This window comes from Pseudarthrobacter ribosi, from assembly GCF_055412865.1.
Genome location: NZ_JBVAYZ010000006.1, coordinates 42,277 through 59,435 on the forward strand (window position 1 = coordinate 42,277; position 17,159 = coordinate 59,435).

Annotated in this window: 16 protein-coding genes; 7 read left to right on the top strand and 9 right to left on the bottom strand. The window is 67.9% G+C overall.

Going from position 1 to position 17,159, the window contains the following annotated elements; translation table 11 throughout:
- Window positions 1–5: 5 nt before the first annotated feature.
- Genes ACZYZ5_RS08080 through ACZYZ5_RS08105 form a run of 6 tightly spaced genes read right to left on the bottom strand, consistent with a single transcriptional unit; the run spans window position 6 to window position 6,202 of the window.
- Window positions 6–1,235 carry an LLM class flavin-dependent oxidoreductase gene (locus tag ACZYZ5_RS08080; RefSeq protein WP_463900781.1) on the bottom strand — a complete coding sequence of 410 codons (1,230 nt, stop codon included), beginning with the start codon at window positions 1,233–1,235 and terminating at the stop codon, window positions 6–8.
- A complete protein-coding gene (locus ACZYZ5_RS08085) occupies window positions 1,232–2,101 on the bottom strand; it encodes a DUF1684 domain-containing protein (RefSeq protein WP_463900782.1) in 870 nt (289 codons plus the stop codon). The genes ACZYZ5_RS08080 and ACZYZ5_RS08085 overlap by 4 nt, the downstream gene beginning before the upstream one ends.
- Complete coding sequence (locus tag ACZYZ5_RS08090) at window positions 2,085–3,257, bottom strand: LLM class flavin-dependent oxidoreductase (protein ID WP_463900784.1); 1,173 nt, start codon at window positions 3,255–3,257, stop codon at window positions 2,085–2,087. Before ACZYZ5_RS08090 ends, ACZYZ5_RS08085 begins: the two co-directional genes overlap by 17 nt.
- A complete protein-coding gene (locus ACZYZ5_RS08095; RefSeq protein ID WP_463900786.1) occupies window positions 3,254–4,264 on the bottom strand; it encodes an ABC transporter substrate-binding protein in 1,011 nt (336 codons plus the stop codon). Before ACZYZ5_RS08095 ends, ACZYZ5_RS08090 begins: the two co-directional genes overlap by 4 nt.
- Before the next feature lie 10 nt (window positions 4,265–4,274).
- The gene (locus ACZYZ5_RS08100; protein ID WP_463900788.1) at window positions 4,275–5,126 is read right to left on the bottom strand and encodes an amino acid ABC transporter ATP-binding protein; all 852 of its coding nucleotides are present in this window, start codon (window positions 5,124–5,126) and stop codon (window positions 4,275–4,277) included.
- Window positions 5,123–6,202, bottom strand: a complete 1,080-nt coding sequence (locus ACZYZ5_RS08105; RefSeq protein WP_463900790.1) for an amino acid ABC transporter permease — start codon at window positions 6,200–6,202, stop codon at window positions 5,123–5,125. The genes ACZYZ5_RS08100 and ACZYZ5_RS08105 overlap by 4 nt, the downstream gene beginning before the upstream one ends.
- Before the next feature lie 264 nt (window positions 6,203–6,466).
- On the opposite strand from ACZYZ5_RS08105, the gene ACZYZ5_RS08110 reads away from it, so the two are divergent.
- The 3 genes from ACZYZ5_RS08110 to ACZYZ5_RS08120 all read left to right on the top strand — a co-directional run bounded on the left by ACZYZ5_RS08110 (window position 6,467) and on the right by ACZYZ5_RS08120 (window position 9,632).
- On the top strand, window positions 6,467–8,455 hold the full coding sequence (locus ACZYZ5_RS08110; protein ID WP_463900791.1) for an FAD/NAD(P)-binding protein: 1,989 nt from the start codon (window positions 6,467–6,469) through the stop codon (window positions 8,453–8,455).
- On the top strand, window positions 8,452–8,982 hold the full coding sequence (locus ACZYZ5_RS08115; RefSeq protein WP_463900793.1) for a GNAT family N-acetyltransferase: 531 nt from the start codon (window positions 8,452–8,454) through the stop codon (window positions 8,980–8,982). Before ACZYZ5_RS08110 ends, ACZYZ5_RS08115 begins: the two co-directional genes overlap by 4 nt.
- Window positions 8,983–9,065: 83 nt before the next feature.
- Window positions 9,066–9,632, top strand: a complete 567-nt coding sequence (locus tag ACZYZ5_RS08120) for a LacI family DNA-binding transcriptional regulator (protein WP_463900794.1) — start codon at window positions 9,066–9,068, stop codon at window positions 9,630–9,632.
- A 31-nt stretch (window positions 9,633–9,663) separates the two neighbouring features.
- On the opposite strand, the gene ACZYZ5_RS08125 is transcribed toward ACZYZ5_RS08120, so the two are convergent.
- Complete coding sequence (locus ACZYZ5_RS08125; RefSeq protein ID WP_463900795.1) at window positions 9,664–10,665, bottom strand: bile acid:sodium symporter family protein; 1,002 nt, start codon at window positions 10,663–10,665, stop codon at window positions 9,664–9,666.
- Window positions 10,666–10,960: 295 nt separating this feature from the next.
- Between ACZYZ5_RS08125 and ACZYZ5_RS08130 the strand changes: the two genes are divergently transcribed.
- Both ACZYZ5_RS08130 and ACZYZ5_RS08135 read left to right on the top strand, forming a co-directional pair.
- Window positions 10,961–12,484, top strand: a complete 1,524-nt coding sequence (locus ACZYZ5_RS08130; protein WP_463900797.1) for a SulP family inorganic anion transporter — start codon at window positions 10,961–10,963, stop codon at window positions 12,482–12,484.
- A 55-nt stretch (window positions 12,485–12,539) separates the two neighbouring features.
- Complete coding sequence (locus ACZYZ5_RS08135) at window positions 12,540–12,980, top strand: protein-tyrosine phosphatase family protein (RefSeq protein WP_463900799.1); 441 nt, start codon at window positions 12,540–12,542, stop codon at window positions 12,978–12,980.
- A gap of 9 nt (window positions 12,981–12,989) precedes the next feature.
- On the opposite strand, the gene ACZYZ5_RS08140 is transcribed toward ACZYZ5_RS08135, so the two are convergent.
- Together ACZYZ5_RS08140 and ACZYZ5_RS08145 are read right to left on the bottom strand one after the other, a co-directional pair.
- Window positions 12,990–13,370 (bottom strand): universal stress protein, encoded by a 381-nt coding sequence (locus ACZYZ5_RS08140; RefSeq protein ID WP_463900801.1) that lies wholly within the window; start codon window positions 13,368–13,370, stop codon window positions 12,990–12,992.
- 8 nt (window positions 13,371–13,378) lie between these two features.
- Window positions 13,379–14,329, bottom strand: coding sequence for a 2-hydroxyacid dehydrogenase (locus ACZYZ5_RS08145; RefSeq protein ID WP_463900803.1), 951 nt, complete (start codon window positions 14,327–14,329; stop codon window positions 13,379–13,381).
- A gap of 307 nt (window positions 14,330–14,636) precedes the next feature.
- Between ACZYZ5_RS08145 and ACZYZ5_RS08150 the strand changes: the two genes are divergently transcribed.
- Window positions 14,637–16,196: an ABC transporter substrate-binding protein gene (locus tag ACZYZ5_RS08150; protein ID WP_463900805.1), complete on the top strand. Its 1,560-nt coding sequence runs from the start codon at window positions 14,637–14,639 to the stop codon at window positions 16,194–16,196.
- Between the two features lie 40 nt (window positions 16,197–16,236).
- Window positions 16,237–17,154, top strand: a complete 918-nt coding sequence (locus ACZYZ5_RS08155) for an ABC transporter permease (protein ID WP_463900808.1) — start codon at window positions 16,237–16,239, stop codon at window positions 17,152–17,154.
- Window positions 17,155–17,159 lie beyond the last annotated feature (5 nt).

Genomic DNA, 17,159 nt, shown 5'->3' on the forward strand with positions numbered 1-17,159 from the left:
TCTCCCTAAATTCCTGCGGTGGCGGCGTCGGCGGCCGGTGAAACGGCCGGTGAAGTGGATGGGGTGTAGCGGCTGAGAGGTCGTGCCAGGCCCAGCTGTTCCCGGAAAGTGCCGTCCCGTTCCGCCGGAGCCAGGACGCCGCGGCGGCGGAGTTCCGGAAGGACCAGGCGGCTGAATTCCTCAAGGTCGGTGTCCAGCACCGCCGGGTGCACGCGGACGCCGTCAGCCGGGGCACGTTCCCCGGTGGCCGCGGGTGACAGCAGCCCGGCCAGCAGCTCGACCAGCTCCTCGGCGCTGCCGAGGAAACGCGCCCGCGGGCTTGCCCACAGGGTGTGCGCGTCCAGGGCGGCGAGCCTTTCGGCTGCGGCCTGCCCGCGGGAGTCGAGGACGACGTCGAGCTCCGCGATCAGCGCCGGGGTGCGCCCTGTGCCGAACGCGGCGAAGGCCTCCCGCGTTTCCGCGAGTTCGGCGGCGAGCAGCTCCGTAGTGGGAGCGGAAACCAGAAGTCCGTCGACGGAGCCGGCGGCGAGCTCCTCGGGTGCGAGCAGCCCGGCGGGTGCCAGCACGGGAAGCTGGCCCTGGAGCGGTCGCGGAATGATCGACGGACCTTTGATGGAGTAGTTCGCGCCCTCAAAATCGCTGTAATGGAGCTTGTCCACGTCCAGGTAGCGTCCGGTGGGGACATCGCGGATCACCGCGTCGTCCTCCCAGCTGTCCCAGAGCCGGCGGCCCACCTCGATGGAGTCCGCGGCCTCCTGCGCCAGGCGGCCCCCGCTGACCGTTTCGCGGCCGACGGCGGCGGCGTCAGCGGAGCTGGTCGAGGCGGCCACGAGCCAGCCGGCGCGCCCACCGGAGACGTAGTCCAGGCTGGCAAGCTGCGTGGAGATGTGGAACGGCTCCGTGTAGACCGTGTCCACCTCGGGGATCAGCGCGATGGAGTGCGTAACGGGGCCAGCGAAGGCGGCACGCTGCACGGCGTTGAGCCGTGCAGCCTCGTCCGGACCCGCACCCTCCTCTGGCAGCGGGGCGTCGCTGAACGTGGCGGCGTGGAAACCGGCACTTTCGGCTGCCAGGACCAGCTCCCGGAGCCGGCCCGGAGTCAGCACCGCGGCGGGGGCCGTCCGGGTGGCGCGCCAGGCAGCGGGGTGGCCGCCCGCGCCGTCGAGTTCAATGATCAGCACGCCGGCGCCCCGGCCTGCAGGCCGGGGGCCACGCGAAAGAGATGAAGTGCTCATGATGCGTCCTGAGGTTCGTAGGGAATCTGCTCTCCGGCTTCAACGGCCACCGGCAGGCGGTTCTCCGACGGCGGCAGCGGGCAGGTGGCGAGGTCCGTGTAAGCGCAGGGCAGGTTCACCGCCCGATTGAAATCGAGTGTGACGGTGCCGTCCGGGCCGGGGGCCGCAACGCTCAGTGAGCGGTTCGCCGCATAGGTCGTCTTGCCCGACGTCGCGTCTGTGAACAGCGCCGACAGGGTGCCCGGGATGTGGCCGTTGAAGGCCGTGAGGACGAGGTCCTCGCCGCGCAGCCGGAAGCGCAGTTCGCCGGGCGCCTCGTAGACGTGCTGGATGCCCTCGACGGCGGCGCCGACAGTGGTGCTCCGCGACTGGTCAAAAGGCACAAATATGCCTGTTACGGAATATTCAGGGTTTGGCGTGTAAACGGGCGTTCCCCGGTAGCTGGTGAGCAGTGGATTCAGGGGATGCCGCGGCCGCACGACGTAGCGGCCGCCGCGTTTGGCGAGCTCAATCACGGTATGCCCGGCAGCGGCGTCCTCCACTCGGAGGTTGAGCCCTTCCCGCTCGGGAATCGGACCGAGGAACACGGTGGCCCCGGTGACGTCGGCATTCAGTTCCTGTCCGTCGTGGAGGACGCGTTCGCCGGGCCGCAAAACCAGGCGGACGACGTCGTTCTCCACGCTCCAGGTGCCGGGGGCTCCGTCGAGACGCGTGGGCGAGGCGTCAAGCCAGTGCAGGTGGGTGACGGCGAGGAAGCCGTGCGGATCGGCGCGCTGGCGTTCGTGCGCGGCGTGCCACTCGGCCCAGTCCGCGGCGAAGGCATCTGTGCTGGCGGCAAGAGCGGCTGTTTCAGTGAACGTGGACATGGGGGCTCCTGTGGTTGGTCTGGTCGGCGAGGCGGGCCTCGGCGGCAAGTTCGGTGGCGCCTGATTTGCCGGCGGCATGGGCCTGGGGGCGGCCGGCGTAGGGATCGCCTGCGCCCCAGAGGGTGGTCGGTGCCGCGGCACGGAGGGCCGGGATGACCTGGAGCGCGAACCGTTCCAGGATGTCCAGCTGCTGCTCGAACGGCTGGGTGGTGGGCAGGGAAATGGACTGGAGGTCGTGGCCGTAGAGCTCGTGATAGCTGAGGATCTTGTCGATCACCTGTTCCGGGCTGCCGACAAGGGCCGGTCCCTCGGCGACGGCATGGTCGATGTCCCGGTACGGCGAGTTGTTCCCGGGGACGTCTCGGCCGGCGGTCAGCGCCTCATAGACCGGGCCGAACTGCCGTTTGGCCTCCTGCGTGGTGTCCGCAATGAACACCCCGCCGGCGCCCGCGCCCGAACCCAGGTACTGGTGCTTCGGGTCGTGGCCGTGGCGTTCGTACTCCGCCCGGTAGTGCTCAATCAGCACCGCGTAGTTCTCGCGTGGCTGGATCGCGTTGGCGGTGAACAGCGGGTCGCCCCACTTGGCGGCCAGCGCGGCGGAGGCCAGGCTTGTGGCCGAACCGTGCCAGACCCTCGGTGCCCCGGCGAACGGCCGTGGCGTCGTGGTGGTGGGGACGGTCAGTGCGGGGCGGAACCTCCCGGACCAGGTGACGTTCTCCTCGGTCCAGAGCCGCCGGAGGAGCCCGTATTTCTCGGCCAGCAGCTCCCATTGGTCGTCAAGGTCCAGGCCGAAGAGCGGGTACTGCAGCACCTCGTTGCCCTTGCCGATGACGAGTTCCAGCCGGCCGCGGCTGAGCTGGTCGATCGTGGCGTAGTCCTCCGCGACCCGCACCGGATCCAGCACGGACAGCACGGTCACGCCGCTCTGCAGCCGGATGGTGTTGGTCACCGCGGCGATGGCTGCCAGGACAGTCGTGGGGGAGGAGGAGATGAACTCACCGGCGTGCCGTTCGCCGACGGAGAAGCTGTCGTAGCCGAGTTCCTCGGCGCGCTGCGCCGTCCGGACCACCTGGTTGAGCCGGTCGGCGGTGGAGACAATCTCGCCGGTCACCGGATTCTTCAGGTGCGGAATGATGTCCAGGACTTGAAACTTCATTTGCCCGTCCCGAAGGTTGCCTCATTCACGGTTTTCGACTCCGGGAGAGCTTCCTCGGAGAGGCCCCAGCGCTCCAGGACCTTGTTGTAGGAGCCGTCCTTGATGGCGGAATTCAGGGCGTCGGTGATGGCGGGGGCCAGGCCGTTGCCCTTGAGGGTGGTCGCGGCCACGAGGGTCTCCGACGGCCAGCCGGCGTTGACCTTGCCGACGACCTTCAGGTCATCTCGCGTGTTTTCGCGGTAGGTCACGGAAGGGAAGGGGGCGATGTTCAGGTCGGTGCGGCCCGAGGACAGCGCGAGGATGGTGTCGGCGTCGGAGGAGTAGTACTGCAGGACCGCAGGAGCCTTCCCCTTGGCCTCCAGTTCCGTGTTCCAGGCGATCAGGATCTTCTCCTGGTTGGTGCCTGAACCCACCGAGATCTTCAGGCCGGAGATGTCGTCCGAGCCCTTGATGTCGTAGGTGGAGTCCTTCTTGGCCTCGAAGCCCATGTACGCGGCCCGGTAGCTGGAGAAATCAAACAGCTTCACGCGGGCTGCGTTGATGCCCACGTTGGAGAACACGGCCTCGAAGTCGCCGGACTGGGTTTTCAGCGGCCAGTTCTCCCACGAGGTAACCTGGACATCCAGCTCCAGGCCCAGCTTGTCCGCGACCAGCTGGGCGATGTCGAGCTCGACGCCGATCGGGGTCTTGTCGTCGCTGGCGTGGAAAGACAGCGGGATGGAGCCGGCGGTGGTGGCCACGGTCAGCTTGCCGTCCTTGTTGATCAGCTCGGGGACTTTCGCGGCCAGGGCCGGGTCCTTGTCCGCGCGGAGCCGCTGCTGGTCCGGCGAGGTGTTGTAGACGACGCCGTTCCGGGCCGCCGTCGTGCCCGGGGCTCCGGCCGCCGCGGCGCCCGGGTCGGCGCAGCCGCTCAGCGCCAGCGTCCCGGACAGGGTGCCGAGGAGGGCGACGGCGGGAAGCGCCGCGAGCTGGCGGAAACGGCGGGTGCGGGGGATTCGAGGTGCCATGAGGGGGTCCTTAGATGTTGAAGGCGGGTTCGATCACCTTGGAGAAGAAGCTGCGGGTGCGTTCTTCCTGCGGGTTGGTGAAAATGTCCTTGGGGCTGCCTTGTTCGACGATCTGGCCCTGGTCCATGAAGACCACGGTGTCCGCGACGTCGCGGGCGAAGCCCATCTCGTGGGTGACGATGATCAGCGTGGTGCCGGATGTGGCGAGCTCGCGGATGACGTCGAGGACCTCGTTGACGAGTTCCGGGTCCAGGGCCGAGGTGGGTTCGTCGAAGAGCAGGATCTTGGGGTCCAGGGCCAGGGCGCGGGCAATGGCCACGCGCTGCTGCTGGCCGCCGGAGAGCTGGCGGGGGTAGGCGCCGGCGCGGTCTTTGAGGCCAACCCGGTCCAGCAGTTCCAGGCCGCGTTCGCGCGCCTCGGCCCGGGTGAGGCGCGGTTTTCCGGAACGCGGTGCGACGACGGGCGCTTCCGTCACGTTTTCCAGCGCCGTGAGGTGCGGGAACAGGTTGAAGTTCTGGAACACCATGCCGATCTCGGTGCGCTGTTTGAGGACGTCCTTTTCGCGCAGCTCGTGGAGGGTGCTGCCGCGGACCTCGTAGCCCACCAGGGTCCCGTCGATGGCGATGAAGCCGCCGTCGACCTTTTCCAGGTGGTTGATGGTGCGCAGCAGGGTGGACTTCCCGGAACCGGAGGGCCCGACGATCACGGCCACACCGCCCGGCTCCACCGTCAGGGTGATGCCTTTGAGGACTTCGACGGCGCCGAAGGACTTGCGGACTTTGGTGATTTCCACGAGGCCGCGGGTGGTTGCGGATCCCGTGGCAGGAGCGGCTGCGGAGATTTCGGTGACAAGGGTGCTCATCGGGTGACCTTCGCTGAGTTGTCGGCGGACAGGGCGTGGGTGGACAGGAATTTGCGGGCCTTCTGCAGCGGGGTCAGGGGCAGCGTGCGGACGGCGCCCTTGGAGTAGTGCCGCTCGATGTAGTACTGGAAAACGCTCAGCACCGAGGTGATGGCGATGTACCAGAGGGTCGCGACGAGCAGCAGCGGCAGGACCTGCTGGGTCCGGTTGTAGATGACCTGGACGGTGTAGAAGAGCTCGGAATAGGCCAGCACATAGACAATCGAGGTGCCCTTGACCAGACCGATGATCTCGTTGAAGGCCGTGGGCAGGATGGCGCGCATGGCCTGCGGCAGAACGATCCGGGTGGAGCGCCGCCAGGCCGGGATGCCGAGTGCCGAGGCGGCTTCCAGCTGGCCCTGGTCGACGGAGAGGATGCCGCCGCGGATGATCTCGGCCGAGTACGCCGCCTGGTTCAGGGTCAGGCCGAGTACTGCGGCGGCGAACTGGCTGATCAGCGTGGTCGTCTGGATTTCGAAGAACCGGACATCGGTGAAGGGGATGCCGAGGCTGATCTTCTCGTACAGGTATCCCAGGTTGTACCAGAGCAGCATCTGCACCAGCAGGGGAGTGGAGCGGAAGATCCAGGAGAACGTCCAGGACACCGAGACCAGCAGCGGGGACGCGGACAGCCGCATGAGGGCCAGGATGAATCCCAGCACAAAGCCCAGGATGCCGGAGATGGCGGTCAGCTTGAGGGTTTCCAGCAGGCCGTCCACGATCGACTTCGCCGTAAACCATTGCGCCACCACAGCCCACTCCCAGCGCGGGTTGGTGGCGAGCGACCAGGCGATGCCCGCGACGCCGAGGGCCACCACTGCCGTGCCCACCCAGCGCCAGGGGTGGCTGGCCGGGACAACCCGGTATTCGGCGTAGTCGGTGGCGGGGCCGCGGTGTCCCGGGCCGGATTCGCCGTGGCCCGCCGGCGCCGCCGTGGCCGCGCCGGTCACGGCGGCCGCGTCATCGGTTGTGGTTGCGGTGCCGGCGGACGCCGGCTCCGGTGCGGACTGCGCCACCTTGGTTGTAGTCGAGCTCATGCGCCACCTCGCTTCTTCCAGTTGCTTCGTTTAGGGGGTCGGGAATCCTGCAAATCTAGGGGCGCTCCCAGGGTCCGGCAAGGCCGGAAGTTGCATTCGTTCACGGGGCTTCGCGCGGCGTCATGTGTCGGCTTCTTGCGCTTTTTGACGTGCCGTGACGCGGGGTGAACAGCCGTGACCGGCGCCTCGACCGGCACCTCGCGGCTTGCCTAGCATGAGGGCCCTGCAGTGCACGGAAACGTGCCGACCCGACAAGGAGACCCGATGCCAGCGAATGCCCCCTCCGTGGTTTTTGTCGGCGGCGGTCCCCGGACGGCCGGGATCCTGGAGCGGCTCGCGGCCAACCGGCCGGAACTCTTCGACGCCCCCTTGAACATCCACGTGGTCGAGCCGCACACCCCGGGCTCCGGGCGGATCTGGCGCTACGACCAGCATCCCGGCCTGATGCTCAACTCGGCGGCAGCGGATGTCACCATGTTCACGGACGATTCCGTGCAGTGTGACGGGCCCGTGGCAGGTGGCCCGGGCCTGGCTGACTGGGCCGCCGGCGTGCTGGAGGGCACGGTCACGGACGTCCCCGAGCTGCCGGCGGAGCTGCGGCGCCAGCTGAAGGAACTCTCCGGCACCACCTTCCCCACCCGGCAGCTCCAGAGCGCCTACCTCGAATGGTTCTTCCGCCGAGCCGCCGCGCGGCTCTCCCCGGACGCAACCGTCACGGTCCACAAGGACACTGCGGTCGGCATCGAACGCGCACCGGACCCCTCAGGGGATTTCGACGACGGCGGGTACCTCGTGCGGCTCGCCGGCGGCGCGACGCTGCCCGCCGGCGTCGTGGTTTCCGCGCTGGGACACACCGATTCGCTCCCGGACGCGGCCTCCGCGGCGTGTGCTGACTTCGCCGCCCGGCACGGCGGGTTCCATGCGGCGCCCAGCTACACCACCGACGTCGACTACTCGGGCATCGCCCCCGGCCAGGACGTGATCGTCTCCGGCATGGGCCTGGCCTTTGTCGACCTGCTGGTCCTGCTGATGGAGGGCCGGGGCGGACGCTTTGAGGAGACGCCCGGCGGCGGCCTGGCGTACCTGCCGTCCGGCGCCGAACCACGGATCTGGGCAGGATCCCGGCGGGGCGTGCCCTACCACTCGAAGATTTCCTCGAAACTGCGCGGCGAACCCGCAGGCGCCCCGCGCTTCTTCACCGCGGAGGCAGTTGATGCCCTCCTGGCCGGGCACGGCGAGCTGGATTTCCGCACGCAGCTCTGGCCCCTGATCGCCAAGGACGCCGGCTACGGCTATTACCGCGAGCTGTTCACCGGCTATCCGGAGCGGGTCACCATCGGCTGGGCGGAGTTCGCCGAGCGCTTCGCCGCCGTCGACTGGTACAGCCCGGAACGGGCCCGGCTGGTGGCCGAAACAGTCCCGGACGAGGGCCTGCACCTGGACCTCGAACGGCTGGACCGTCCGTTCGCAGGCCGCGAGTTCGCCGGGATGTCCGAGGTGCAGGCCGCTGTCACGTCCCACCTTGAGCACGACCTCCGGCTGCGCACCGGCCCGGACCACTCCGAAACCCTGGCCCTCTTCACCGCGCTGCTCCACGTCTACATGGAACTGGGCCGCCTGGTCCCGCCGGAGCGCCTCAACGCCCGATCGCAGCGGACCGTCCACGGCTGGTGGCACGGGTTTTTCAGCTTTGTCGACTCCGGGCCGCCGCCGCGCCGGCTCCGCGAGATGCTGGCCCTGCACCGTGCCGGGGTCCTGCGGTTCATCGGCCCCGGGCTGGAGGTCACCGCGGACGAGGAATCCGGCCGGTTCCGCGCCACCTCGGCCCAGTCCGGTGTCACCGTGACCGCCGCGGCGCTGATCGAGGCCCGCCTGCCGGCGCCGTCAGTGTCCCGGTCGGCCAACCCGCTGCTGCGCGAGCTGCACCGCACCGGCTTCGGCGCCGAACAGCAGCTGCTCAGCGCCGACGGCCTGCACTCAACCGGGCGGCTGCTGGTCTCGGAACACAACGAGCTGCTCAGCCCGGTCGGGGAACGGCGCCCCCGCCTGTTCGGTGTCGGACCCGGAACGTCCGGCTGGGGAGCGGGGGCGTTTGCGAGGCCCGGCACGAACGCGGCGCCGTTCCGGGAAAATGACGCCCTGGCCCGGCGTATCCTGACCGTGCTGGCCAGGCACCCACGCGATCCGGGGCTGCCGGAGCCCGCAGCGGACAACACGGCGTCAGTCATCAGCCAGGGAAGGCCCCGAAAATGAACCAGCGGACCATGCCGGCTCCGGCGCCCCTGCACCTCTCGACGCTGGCGGTGCTCGACCTGCCCATGGATGATCCCCGCGTGCGGCCGCTCCTGGACGAACTCGCCGTTGAATACGACACCCGATACGCGGACCTGTTCGGCCGCGGAGCCGCCGCCGAGGAGCTCAACCGCTACCCGGCCGGGGAATTCGCGAGTCCGGATGGCGCCCTGCTGATCGTGCAGGAAAACGGCGCGTCCGTCGCCGGCGGGGCGTTCCGCCGGCACGGGCCGGACACGGCCGAGTTCAAGCGGATCTGGACCCATTCCGCGCACCGCCGCCGCGGCCTGGCCCGCTTCGTCCTGGCCGAACTCGAGGCTCTCGCGGCCCGGCGGGGCTACCGGAAGGTCTACCTGACCACCGGGCCGCGGCAACCCGAAGCGAAACACCTCTACCTCAACACCGGGTACGAAGCCCAGTTTGACCTGTCCGTCGACCCGGAAACCATCGGCCCGCTGGCGTTCACCAAAAACCTCCCCGCGGGCTAGAGTTCACACTGGGCGTCGAGCCCCAGAGGACGTTGTCAGCAACCGCCGCGAATCCGCGGCGGAGAAGTACCCGGGAGTCATCAGTGCGGCACGGATCCAAGCCCACCATCCGCGACGTCGCGGAGGCGGCAGGCGTGTCCCTGACCACGGTCTCCTACGTGCTTTCCGGCCGCCCCGGCGGAAACACCCGGATCAGCCAGCCCACCCAGGAGCGGGTCCATGCCGCGGCCCACGAGCTCGGGTACGTGCCCAACCGGGCCGCCCGCGGGATGCGGCGCGGACGCACCGACGTCGTGGCCGTGGCGATCACCGACCTCGATGATTCCTGGGACCGCGCGCTCGCCGCGGCGGCGGCCAGGATCCTGCCCCCGCTCGGCTACCAGCCGGTCATCCTGGTGGGTGAAAGCTGGCGGCAGTTCATGCTCTCCGGCGGCGCCGACGGCGTCATCCTCGGCTCCGTGCCGGCGGACCGCACCGCCGTCGACCTCGAAGCGATGGCGGAACTCGTCGAGCGTGGCGTGGCCCTGCTGCTTTTCTCGGAGACCCTGCAGCCGCAGGGTTTCGACGTCCGGGCACCAGGGGCCGCGGGGACAGCGGACGCCGTCGTCGGGCAGGCCGTCGCGACGTTGATCGCGCGGCTTCGGGACTAACTCCCGGGCGGCGCGGGCCGGGACGCTCCAGCTAGCCGTCCTGCAGTGGACGCCGCGCCAGCCAGGCAGCAACGATGGCGCCGGAAATGTTATGCCAGAGCGAGAACACGGCCGAGGGCAGCGCGGTCAGCGGGCTGAAATGCGCCGTGGCCAGGGTGGCGGCCAGACCCGAGTTCTGCATGCCGACCTCGAAGGCCAGCGCGCGGCGGGCCTTGTCGTCCAGGCGTCCCAGCTTGCCCGCGAGGTACCCCAGGCCCAGGCCGAAACCGTTGTGCAGCACCACGGCCAGGAAGACGATTCCGCCCGCGGCGACGATCTTGCTGGCGGATCCGGCCACCACAATCGCCACGATCAGGGAAATGACGACGGCGGAGGCCCAGGGCAGCGCCGGCAGCACCCTGGCGACGAGCTTCCTGAGGAACAGGCGGGCCAGCAGGCCGGCGATCACCGGCAGGAGCACGGTTTTGACGATGTCCAGCACCATGCCGCCGGCGTCGATCTGCAGATAGGAACCGGCCAGGAACAGCACCAGCAGCGGCGTCACGACCGGGGCGATCAGGGTGGACACGGAGGCGACGGCGACCGAGAGGGCGACGTCGCCCTTGGCCAGAAACGCCATCACGTTGGACGCCGTGCCCGAAGGCGCGCAGCCGACGAGGATCAGGCCCACCGCCAGTTCCGGCGAAAGATTCAGGGCTACGGCGATCAGCCAGCCGGCACCGGGCATGATGACGTAGTGCGCCACAATGCCGAGCACCACGGCCCAGGGGCGCTTCGCCACGGAGCCGAAGTCGGGCGGCGTCAGCGTCAGGCCCATGCAGAACATGATGATGCCCAGCAGGTACGGGACGCTGGGACCCAGTGGTTTGAACGCCTCCGGCAGCAGGTACCCGGCGACGCCCGCAACGACGACCAGCAGCGGGAAAACGGTCACCGCGATGCGGGCGATCCTGGCCTCGGCGGCCAGGGCGGGGTTGGCCGGGACAGCACTGGCCTCGGTGGCGGACTGTGGGGTTTTTGTTGCCTCAAGCATCCAAAGATGGTGCCATTGCGGCCGCCGGAGGGCGAGTTCGTGACCGCAGCGCCCCCGAATATGTCAGATTTCATTGCGGCGGCCGGCTCGCGACAGGCGGCCCCCGGGGGCCCTCGCGGTAAAGTTGCACGTGCAGGACGAACCGCGGCCGCTTCCGGCCGGCGCTCCTGCCACCTGACTCATCTTCCGGCGCGGTGTGGCGCCCCATCCCTCACTGATCTGCCGACGTCGCCCAGCCGTTGCTGCATGCCGCAGCCGCCGCGGCGCGTCGTCCCGAGACTGAACGGAGCCAGCCATGGCCACCAAAACCGCCCGACCTGTCCGGGCTCTGACCCCGGAGCAGCTCCAGTCGGTGCGCGGCACCCTGCGCTCCCCGCGGCGGCTGAAGACCGAGGTTCTCGGCGGGCTCGTGGTCGCGCTGGCCCTCATTCCGGAGGCCATCGCCTTCTCGATCATCGCCGGCGTCGACCCGCGGATCGGGCTGTTCGCGTCCTTCACCATGGCCGTCACGATCGCCTTCGTCGGCGGCCGTCCGGCGATGATCTCGGCCGCCACCGGCGCCGTCGCCCTCGTCATCGCCCCGCTCGTGAAATCCCACGGCCTGGACTACCTCATCGCTGCCGTGATCCTCGCCGGCATTTTCCAGATCATTTTGGGCCTGTCCGGGGTGGCCAAGCTCATGCGGTTCATTCCGCGCTCGGTAATGGTGGGCTTCGTCAACGCCCTGGCGATCCTGATCTTCCTGTCCCAGGTCCCAGAACTCCTCGGGGTCCCCTGGCTGGTCTATCCGCTCACGGCCTTCGGGCTGCTGATCGTCTTCGGGCTGCCGAAGCTCACCAAGGCGGTGCCCGCCCCCCTCGTCGCGATCGTGGTGCTGACCCTGATCACCGTCCTCGCCGCCCTCGCCGTCCCGACGGTCGGGGACAAGGGGGCGCTGCCGAACTCGCTGCCCTCACTTCTCGTGCCCAGCGTTCCGTTCACGCTTGAGACGCTGCAGGTGATCTTCCCGTTCGCGCTGTCCATGGCCTTCGTCGGGCTGCTCGAATCCCTCATGACCGCGAAACTCGTCGACGACATCACGGACACCCGCTCCCACAAGACCCGCGAGGCCTGGGGCCAAGGCGTCGCGAACATCGTCACCGGCTTCTTCGGCGGCATGGGCGGCTGCGCAATGATCGGGCAGACCATGATCAACGTCAAGGCCTCCGGCGCCCGGACCCGGATCTCGACGTTCCTGGCCGGCGTCTTCCTGCTCATCCTGGTGGTGGCCCTCGGCGATATCGTCTCCCTGATCCCGATGGGCGCCCTGGTGGCCGTCATGATCTTCGTTTCCGTCGCCACCTTCGACTGGCACAGCATCCGGCCGTCCACGCTCAAGGCCCTGCCTAAGAGCGAAACGCTGGTGATGGTCGCCACCGTGGTCGTCACCGTCGCCACGCACAACCTCGCGATCGGAGTCGGGGTCGGTGTGCTCGTGGCAATGGTGATGTTCGCCCGGCGCGTGGCGCACTTCGTCACGGTGGACCGCAGCGTGGCAGAGGTCGACGGCGTCCCGGTCGCCACGTACGGGGTGGACGGCGAGCTGTTCTTCGCCTCGTCCAACGACCTGTACACCCAGTTCGACTACGCGCTGGATCCCGAGCGCGTAGTCATCGACATGCACGCCAGCCACCTGTGGGACGCCTCCACCATTGCCTCGCTGGACGCCATCACCGAGAAATACCGGCACCACGGCAAGAGCGTGGACGTCGTGGGCCTCAATGACGCCAGCCTCCTGATGCGCCGACGCCTCGGCGGCAAGCTCGGCGCCGGCCACTAGCCGGGCAGGAGCGCGGCCGGTGCGTGTTGCCGGCGGAAGGGCTACGCTCGGGAAGATGACGCAGACCTGGGATCCGGGCCAGTATGGAGTCCTGGAACTTCCTTCCGGCCGTCTCGTCCGCGGCCGGGGAACGCTCTTGCCGTTTCCCGCCGGGCCGCGGCCGGAGTTTGGCCTCTACCTGCTAGGAAGTCGCCCGGCCCCGGTGCCGTGGGATTCCCGGTGGGTCCGCTGGCGGGATCTTCGCCTGCCGGCCGACGACGCCGACACCCTGGACGCGCTCACGGAGGCCTGGCGCCGAGCCGAGACGGAGCGAGTTGAAGTGGCCTGCTGGGGCGGTCGCGGCCGGACCGGCACCGCCCTGGCCTGCCTCGCGATCCTGGACGGCATTCCGCCTGCGGAGGCAGTGGCCTTCGTGCGGGCGCGCTACCGCCGGGGCGCCGTTGAGACTCCCTGGCAGCGGACGTACGTCGCCCGGTTCCAGGTTCCCCGCCAATAGCCACGCCGTTCAGCTGCGGGACCCCACGTCGGGCTTTACTGCGGTGACGGGACAGCCGGCCTCGAGGATGACTCGTTGGGCGGTGCTGCCGAGGAAGAGCTTGCCCACGGGGGAGCGCCGGCGAACGCCGATGACAATCAGCTCAACCTCCTCGTCGTAGGAGGCGTCTATCATCAGATCCGCTGCATCGCTGCCGTCATTGGGGCGGAGCGCGGCGGGCACGCCCGCGGCCGCAGCGGCGTTGATGGCCTCCCTGATATCCGACTCAGCCTCGGCCGACCCGTCACCGGGGAGGGGTCCCATGATCTGCAGGGCCGTCTTTCTCAGTGCAGCTTCCCGAATGGCTGCAGTGAGCGCCGCACGCCCTTCCTGGCTCGCGACGTAACCCACCACGACACTCACGCGCGCACCGCAGTGAGCACTGCGCCGGTGGTCACGAAAGAATGCAGGTTGGCGAGGGTCAGTTCGGCCATCGCGGCGCGTGTTTCGTGCGTGCCACTGCCCAGGTGCGGCAGCAGCACCACGCTCTCCAGTGCAAGAAGATCTTCGGGCACCTTCGGCTCCTCCGCAAAGACGTCCAATCCGGCGCCGGCCAGCCGACCGGCCAGCAGAGCGGCCACGAGGGCATCCTCATCCACTACCGATCCCCGGGCGACATTGATCAGGTAGCCTTTCGGGCCGATCGCATTGATGACGTCGGCGTCGACCAGCCTGGCTGAGTCCGGCCCGCCGGCGGCGGCAACGATCAGCACGTCGCAGCCGGCAGCAAGTTCACGCGGGGACGCGGCATACCGGTAGCTGACTTCCTCCACCTGGTTGCGGCTGTGGTAGCTAATTTCACAATCGAAGCCTTCCAGCCGCCGCGCGATGACACGGCCGATCCTGCCCAGCCCGAGGATGCCGACCTTCTTGCCGCTGGCCTTGGTGGCCAAGGGAAAGTTGCCGCTGCTGAGCCAGTTCCCGCGGCGCACGTAACGGTCCGCCGCGCTGACTCCCCGCAGCACGTCCAGGTACAGCGCGATGGCGGTGTCCGCCACGCAGTCGTTGAGGACGTCGGGGGTGTTGCTGACGATGATTCCCCGCTCCGCCGCCTGGGCAACGTCCGTGGCGTCATAGCCGACGCCGAAGTTGATGACCGCGCGCAGGTTGGGAAGGGCGTGCATCAGGTCCGATCCCACGCCGACCTTTCCGGAGGTCACCGCGACTTCGAATAAGCCGCCGTGCCGTTTGAGGAAGGCCTCCCGCTCGGAAGGGGAGTCCGGGAGCCGTACGGCACCGTACTCGCTGGTCAGGGGTTCTTGGACGGCTGGCATGAGAGGCCCTACCTGGAGGACGGCAATGTTCTTCATATCTGCACCCTAGGTTTGTGATCCATACGCGTCCAACATGTAAATAGCATGGATCGATTCCCGAAGTGAATGGATCGATTTATTTCGGCGGATCGGCGCGGATTTTGGCCGCGAGTGGCAACCGTCACATGTTGCGCGCCCCCCATCTGCGGGATGGATCGCGGCCAGAGGGCCCGGCTCCAGTCTTGTGGAGCCATGGAACCTCAAACTAGCTTGAGTCCAGCGCGGCCCCTAAGCACCTTTTCCAGATGCCCGCTCTCGCCTGACGGGCACCCGCTGCCGCAAGTATCCAATCCGGAGGAATCCAATGACGTCTTCTTCAAAGCTCCCCTTTCCCGCTGCCTTGCTCAAGTGGCCGGCACTTGCGTCCGTCGCGATGCTCGGCCTCAGCGGCTGCTCAGTTGCGAATTCCGACGCCGGTGCCTCCGCCTCGGACACCGTCCGCGTGGTACTCGGCCAGGAGCCGCCCACCCTGGAGGCCTGTGAGTCGAATCTGACCTCCACCGGCGTTGTGGTGCGCTCGAACGTCACTGAGCCGCTGATTGAACGCAATCCCACCAGCGGTGAGCTGGAACCCAAGCTGGCCACGGAGTGGAAAGCCACCAGCGACACGGAGTGGACCCTCAAGCTGCGTGAAGGGGTGAAATTCCAGGACGGCACACCCTTCAACGCGGAGGCCGCCGCCTTCACCATCGAACGCGCCGTCAACTCAAAGCTCGGCTGCAACGTGGAGGGCTACGTCTTCGGCGACGCGGACCTCGCCGTGAAGGCCGTGGATGCCACCACGCTGACCGTTACCACCCTTGAGCCGGATCCCATCCTGCCGCTGCGCCTTTCGTTCCTTGAAGTGGTTCCGGTATCGACGAGTGCCACGGAGAAAGTCCGGGAGCCGATCGGCACGGGCCCTTACAAGATCGAATCCTGGGACGCCGGCCAGAAGATCACGCTGTTGAGCTGGGACGGCTACTGGGGAGACAAGCCTGCATACGCGAAGACGGAGTACCAGTGGCGTTCCGAGAGCTCGGTGCGCGCTGCCATGATCACCAGCGGTGAGGCTGACGTTGCCATGGGACTGAGCCCTGACGACAACATCGGCGATCTGGGCGTCGACTATCCCAACAACGAAACGGTGGCCCTTCGGCTCGACGCCAACGAGGCGCCGCTCAATGACATCCGCGTCCGCCAGGCCGTCAATTACGCCCTCGACAAGGAGGGAATCGTCAACTCGCTCTACCAGGGGAAGCACCAGGTGGCTGCCCAGCTGATTCCCGAAGGCATCGTGGGCCACAACGCAGGACTGAAGGGTTGGCCGTTTGACCTGGAAAAGGCGAAGTCCCTCGTTGCCGAAGCCAAGGCCGACGGCGTGGATACGTCCGCGCAGATTTCACTGGTAGTCCGCAGCGCGCAATTCCCGAAGATCACTGAACTGGGCCAGGTTCTCCAGGAACAGCTGACCCAGGCCGGCCTGAACGTCAAGCTCAAGATGCTCGAAACCAGCCAGCACCTGACCTACCAGGTCCGCCCCTTCCCTGATGATGAAGGCGCCGTGGCCTTGATGACGCAGCACGGCAACCAGGCCGGCGATGCGGCCTTTACGGTGGACCAGTACATGCTGTCCAACGGCGCCCAGAGCTACTTTGGCACCCCCGAGTTCGACGCCATGATCAAGAAGGCCGATGCGGCTTCCGGCGACGAGCGGAAGAACGAGTTCGAGGAGATCTTCGCCTACCAGAACGACAAGGTCGTCCAGTTCGCCCACGTCTCACACCAGACGGGCATCCTGGGCAAGGCCAAGTCCGTGAATTACACTCCCAACTCCTCCAGCGGCGATGAGCTTCGTATCTCGGAAATGACCCCGGCTAACTAGCCCGACATCCGGGAGAGAAGGGACTGCCATGCTGAACTACTTGAGACAGCGCATTGTGTCCAGCGCCTTGCCGCTGGTGGTGGTGATCGTCGGTGTGTTCGCACTGGCCAGGATGACCGGCAACCCGACCGCCCTGTACCTGCCGCTGAATGCCACGCAACAGATGCGCGACGACTTCACGGCGCGCAACGGACTGGACCAGCCGCTCCTGGTGCAGATGGCCGACTACTTCGGCGGAGTGCTCCGGCTTGATTTCGGGCAGTCACTGCGCACCGGGCAGGATGCGGCCGCCATGGCGCTGCGCGCTTTCCCGGCGACCCTGCAGCTGGCGGCCACCACCATGGTGCTGGCCGTGCTGCTGGCCGTGGTGGTGGGCTGCTGGGCCGCCTTGAAGCCGAACGGCATCGCGGACCGTATCTCAAGTTTTGTCTCGATGGCCGCCGCTTCGATTCCGGATTTCTGGCTGGCAATCGTGGGCATCTGGGTCTTCGCGATCACCCTGGGATGGCTCCCGACCTCCGGCGTGTCGGGAGCCGGCGCCTGGGTGCTGCCCATCGCCACGTTGTTGCTGCGGCCGTTCGGGGTGCTGGTTCAGATTGTCCGTGGCTCCATGGTCTCGGCGCTCTCCGAGCCCTACATCAAGCTGGCCCGCAGCCGTGGAGCAGGCGAACTGCGGGTGGTTACACACCACGCGCTGCGTAATGCGGCCGCTCCTGCGCTGACCGTGGCCGGTGACCTCACCGTGGGCTTGGTCAACGGAGCCGTGGTGGTGGAGACCATCTTCGGCTGGCCCGGGATCGGAAAGCTCATGATCGATTCAATCCTGCAGCGGGACTTCGCTGTGCTGCAGGCAGCAGTGCTGCTTACCGCCGTCGCGATCTTCGCCCTGAACATCCTCATCGACATGGGGTACGCGCTGCTGGACGCACGCGTCCGTCCGGTCCCGGCCAAGGCTTAGGAGTA

Coding starts and splice junctions, on each gene's coding strand:
- ACZYZ5_RS08135 (WP_463900799.1), top strand. CDS start 12,540: ATGACGCAGACCTGGGATCCGGGCCAGTATGGAGTCCTGGAACTTCCT.
- ACZYZ5_RS08105 (WP_463900790.1), bottom strand. CDS start 6,202: ATGAGCTCGACTACAACCAAGGTGGCGCAGTCCGCACCGGAGCCGGCG.
- ACZYZ5_RS08095 (WP_463900786.1), bottom strand. CDS start 4,264: ATGGCACCTCGAATCCCCCGCACCCGCCGTTTCCGCCAGCTCGCGGCG.
- ACZYZ5_RS08090 (WP_463900784.1), bottom strand. CDS start 3,257: ATGAAGTTTCAAGTCCTGGACATCATTCCGCACCTGAAGAATCCGGTG.
- ACZYZ5_RS08115 (WP_463900793.1), top strand. CDS start 8,452: ATGAACCAGCGGACCATGCCGGCTCCGGCGCCCCTGCACCTCTCGACG.
- ACZYZ5_RS08080 (WP_463900781.1), bottom strand. CDS start 1,235: ATGAGCACTTCATCTCTTTCGCGTGGCCCCCGGCCTGCAGGCCGGGGC.
- ACZYZ5_RS08130 (WP_463900797.1), top strand. CDS start 10,961: ATGGCCACCAAAACCGCCCGACCTGTCCGGGCTCTGACCCCGGAGCAG.
- ACZYZ5_RS08110 (WP_463900791.1), top strand. CDS start 6,467: ATGCCAGCGAATGCCCCCTCCGTGGTTTTTGTCGGCGGCGGTCCCCGG.
- ACZYZ5_RS08085 (WP_463900782.1), bottom strand. CDS start 2,101: ATGTCCACGTTCACTGAAACAGCCGCTCTTGCCGCCAGCACAGATGCC.
- ACZYZ5_RS08100 (WP_463900788.1), bottom strand. CDS start 5,126: ATGAGCACCCTTGTCACCGAAATCTCCGCAGCCGCTCCTGCCACGGGA.
- ACZYZ5_RS08150 (WP_463900805.1), top strand. CDS start 14,637: ATGACGTCTTCTTCAAAGCTCCCCTTTCCCGCTGCCTTGCTCAAGTGG.
- ACZYZ5_RS08145 (WP_463900803.1), bottom strand. CDS start 14,329: ATGAAGAACATTGCCGTCCTCCAGGTAGGGCCTCTCATGCCAGCCGTC.
- ACZYZ5_RS08125 (WP_463900795.1), bottom strand. CDS start 10,665: ATGCTTGAGGCAACAAAAACCCCACAGTCCGCCACCGAGGCCAGTGCT.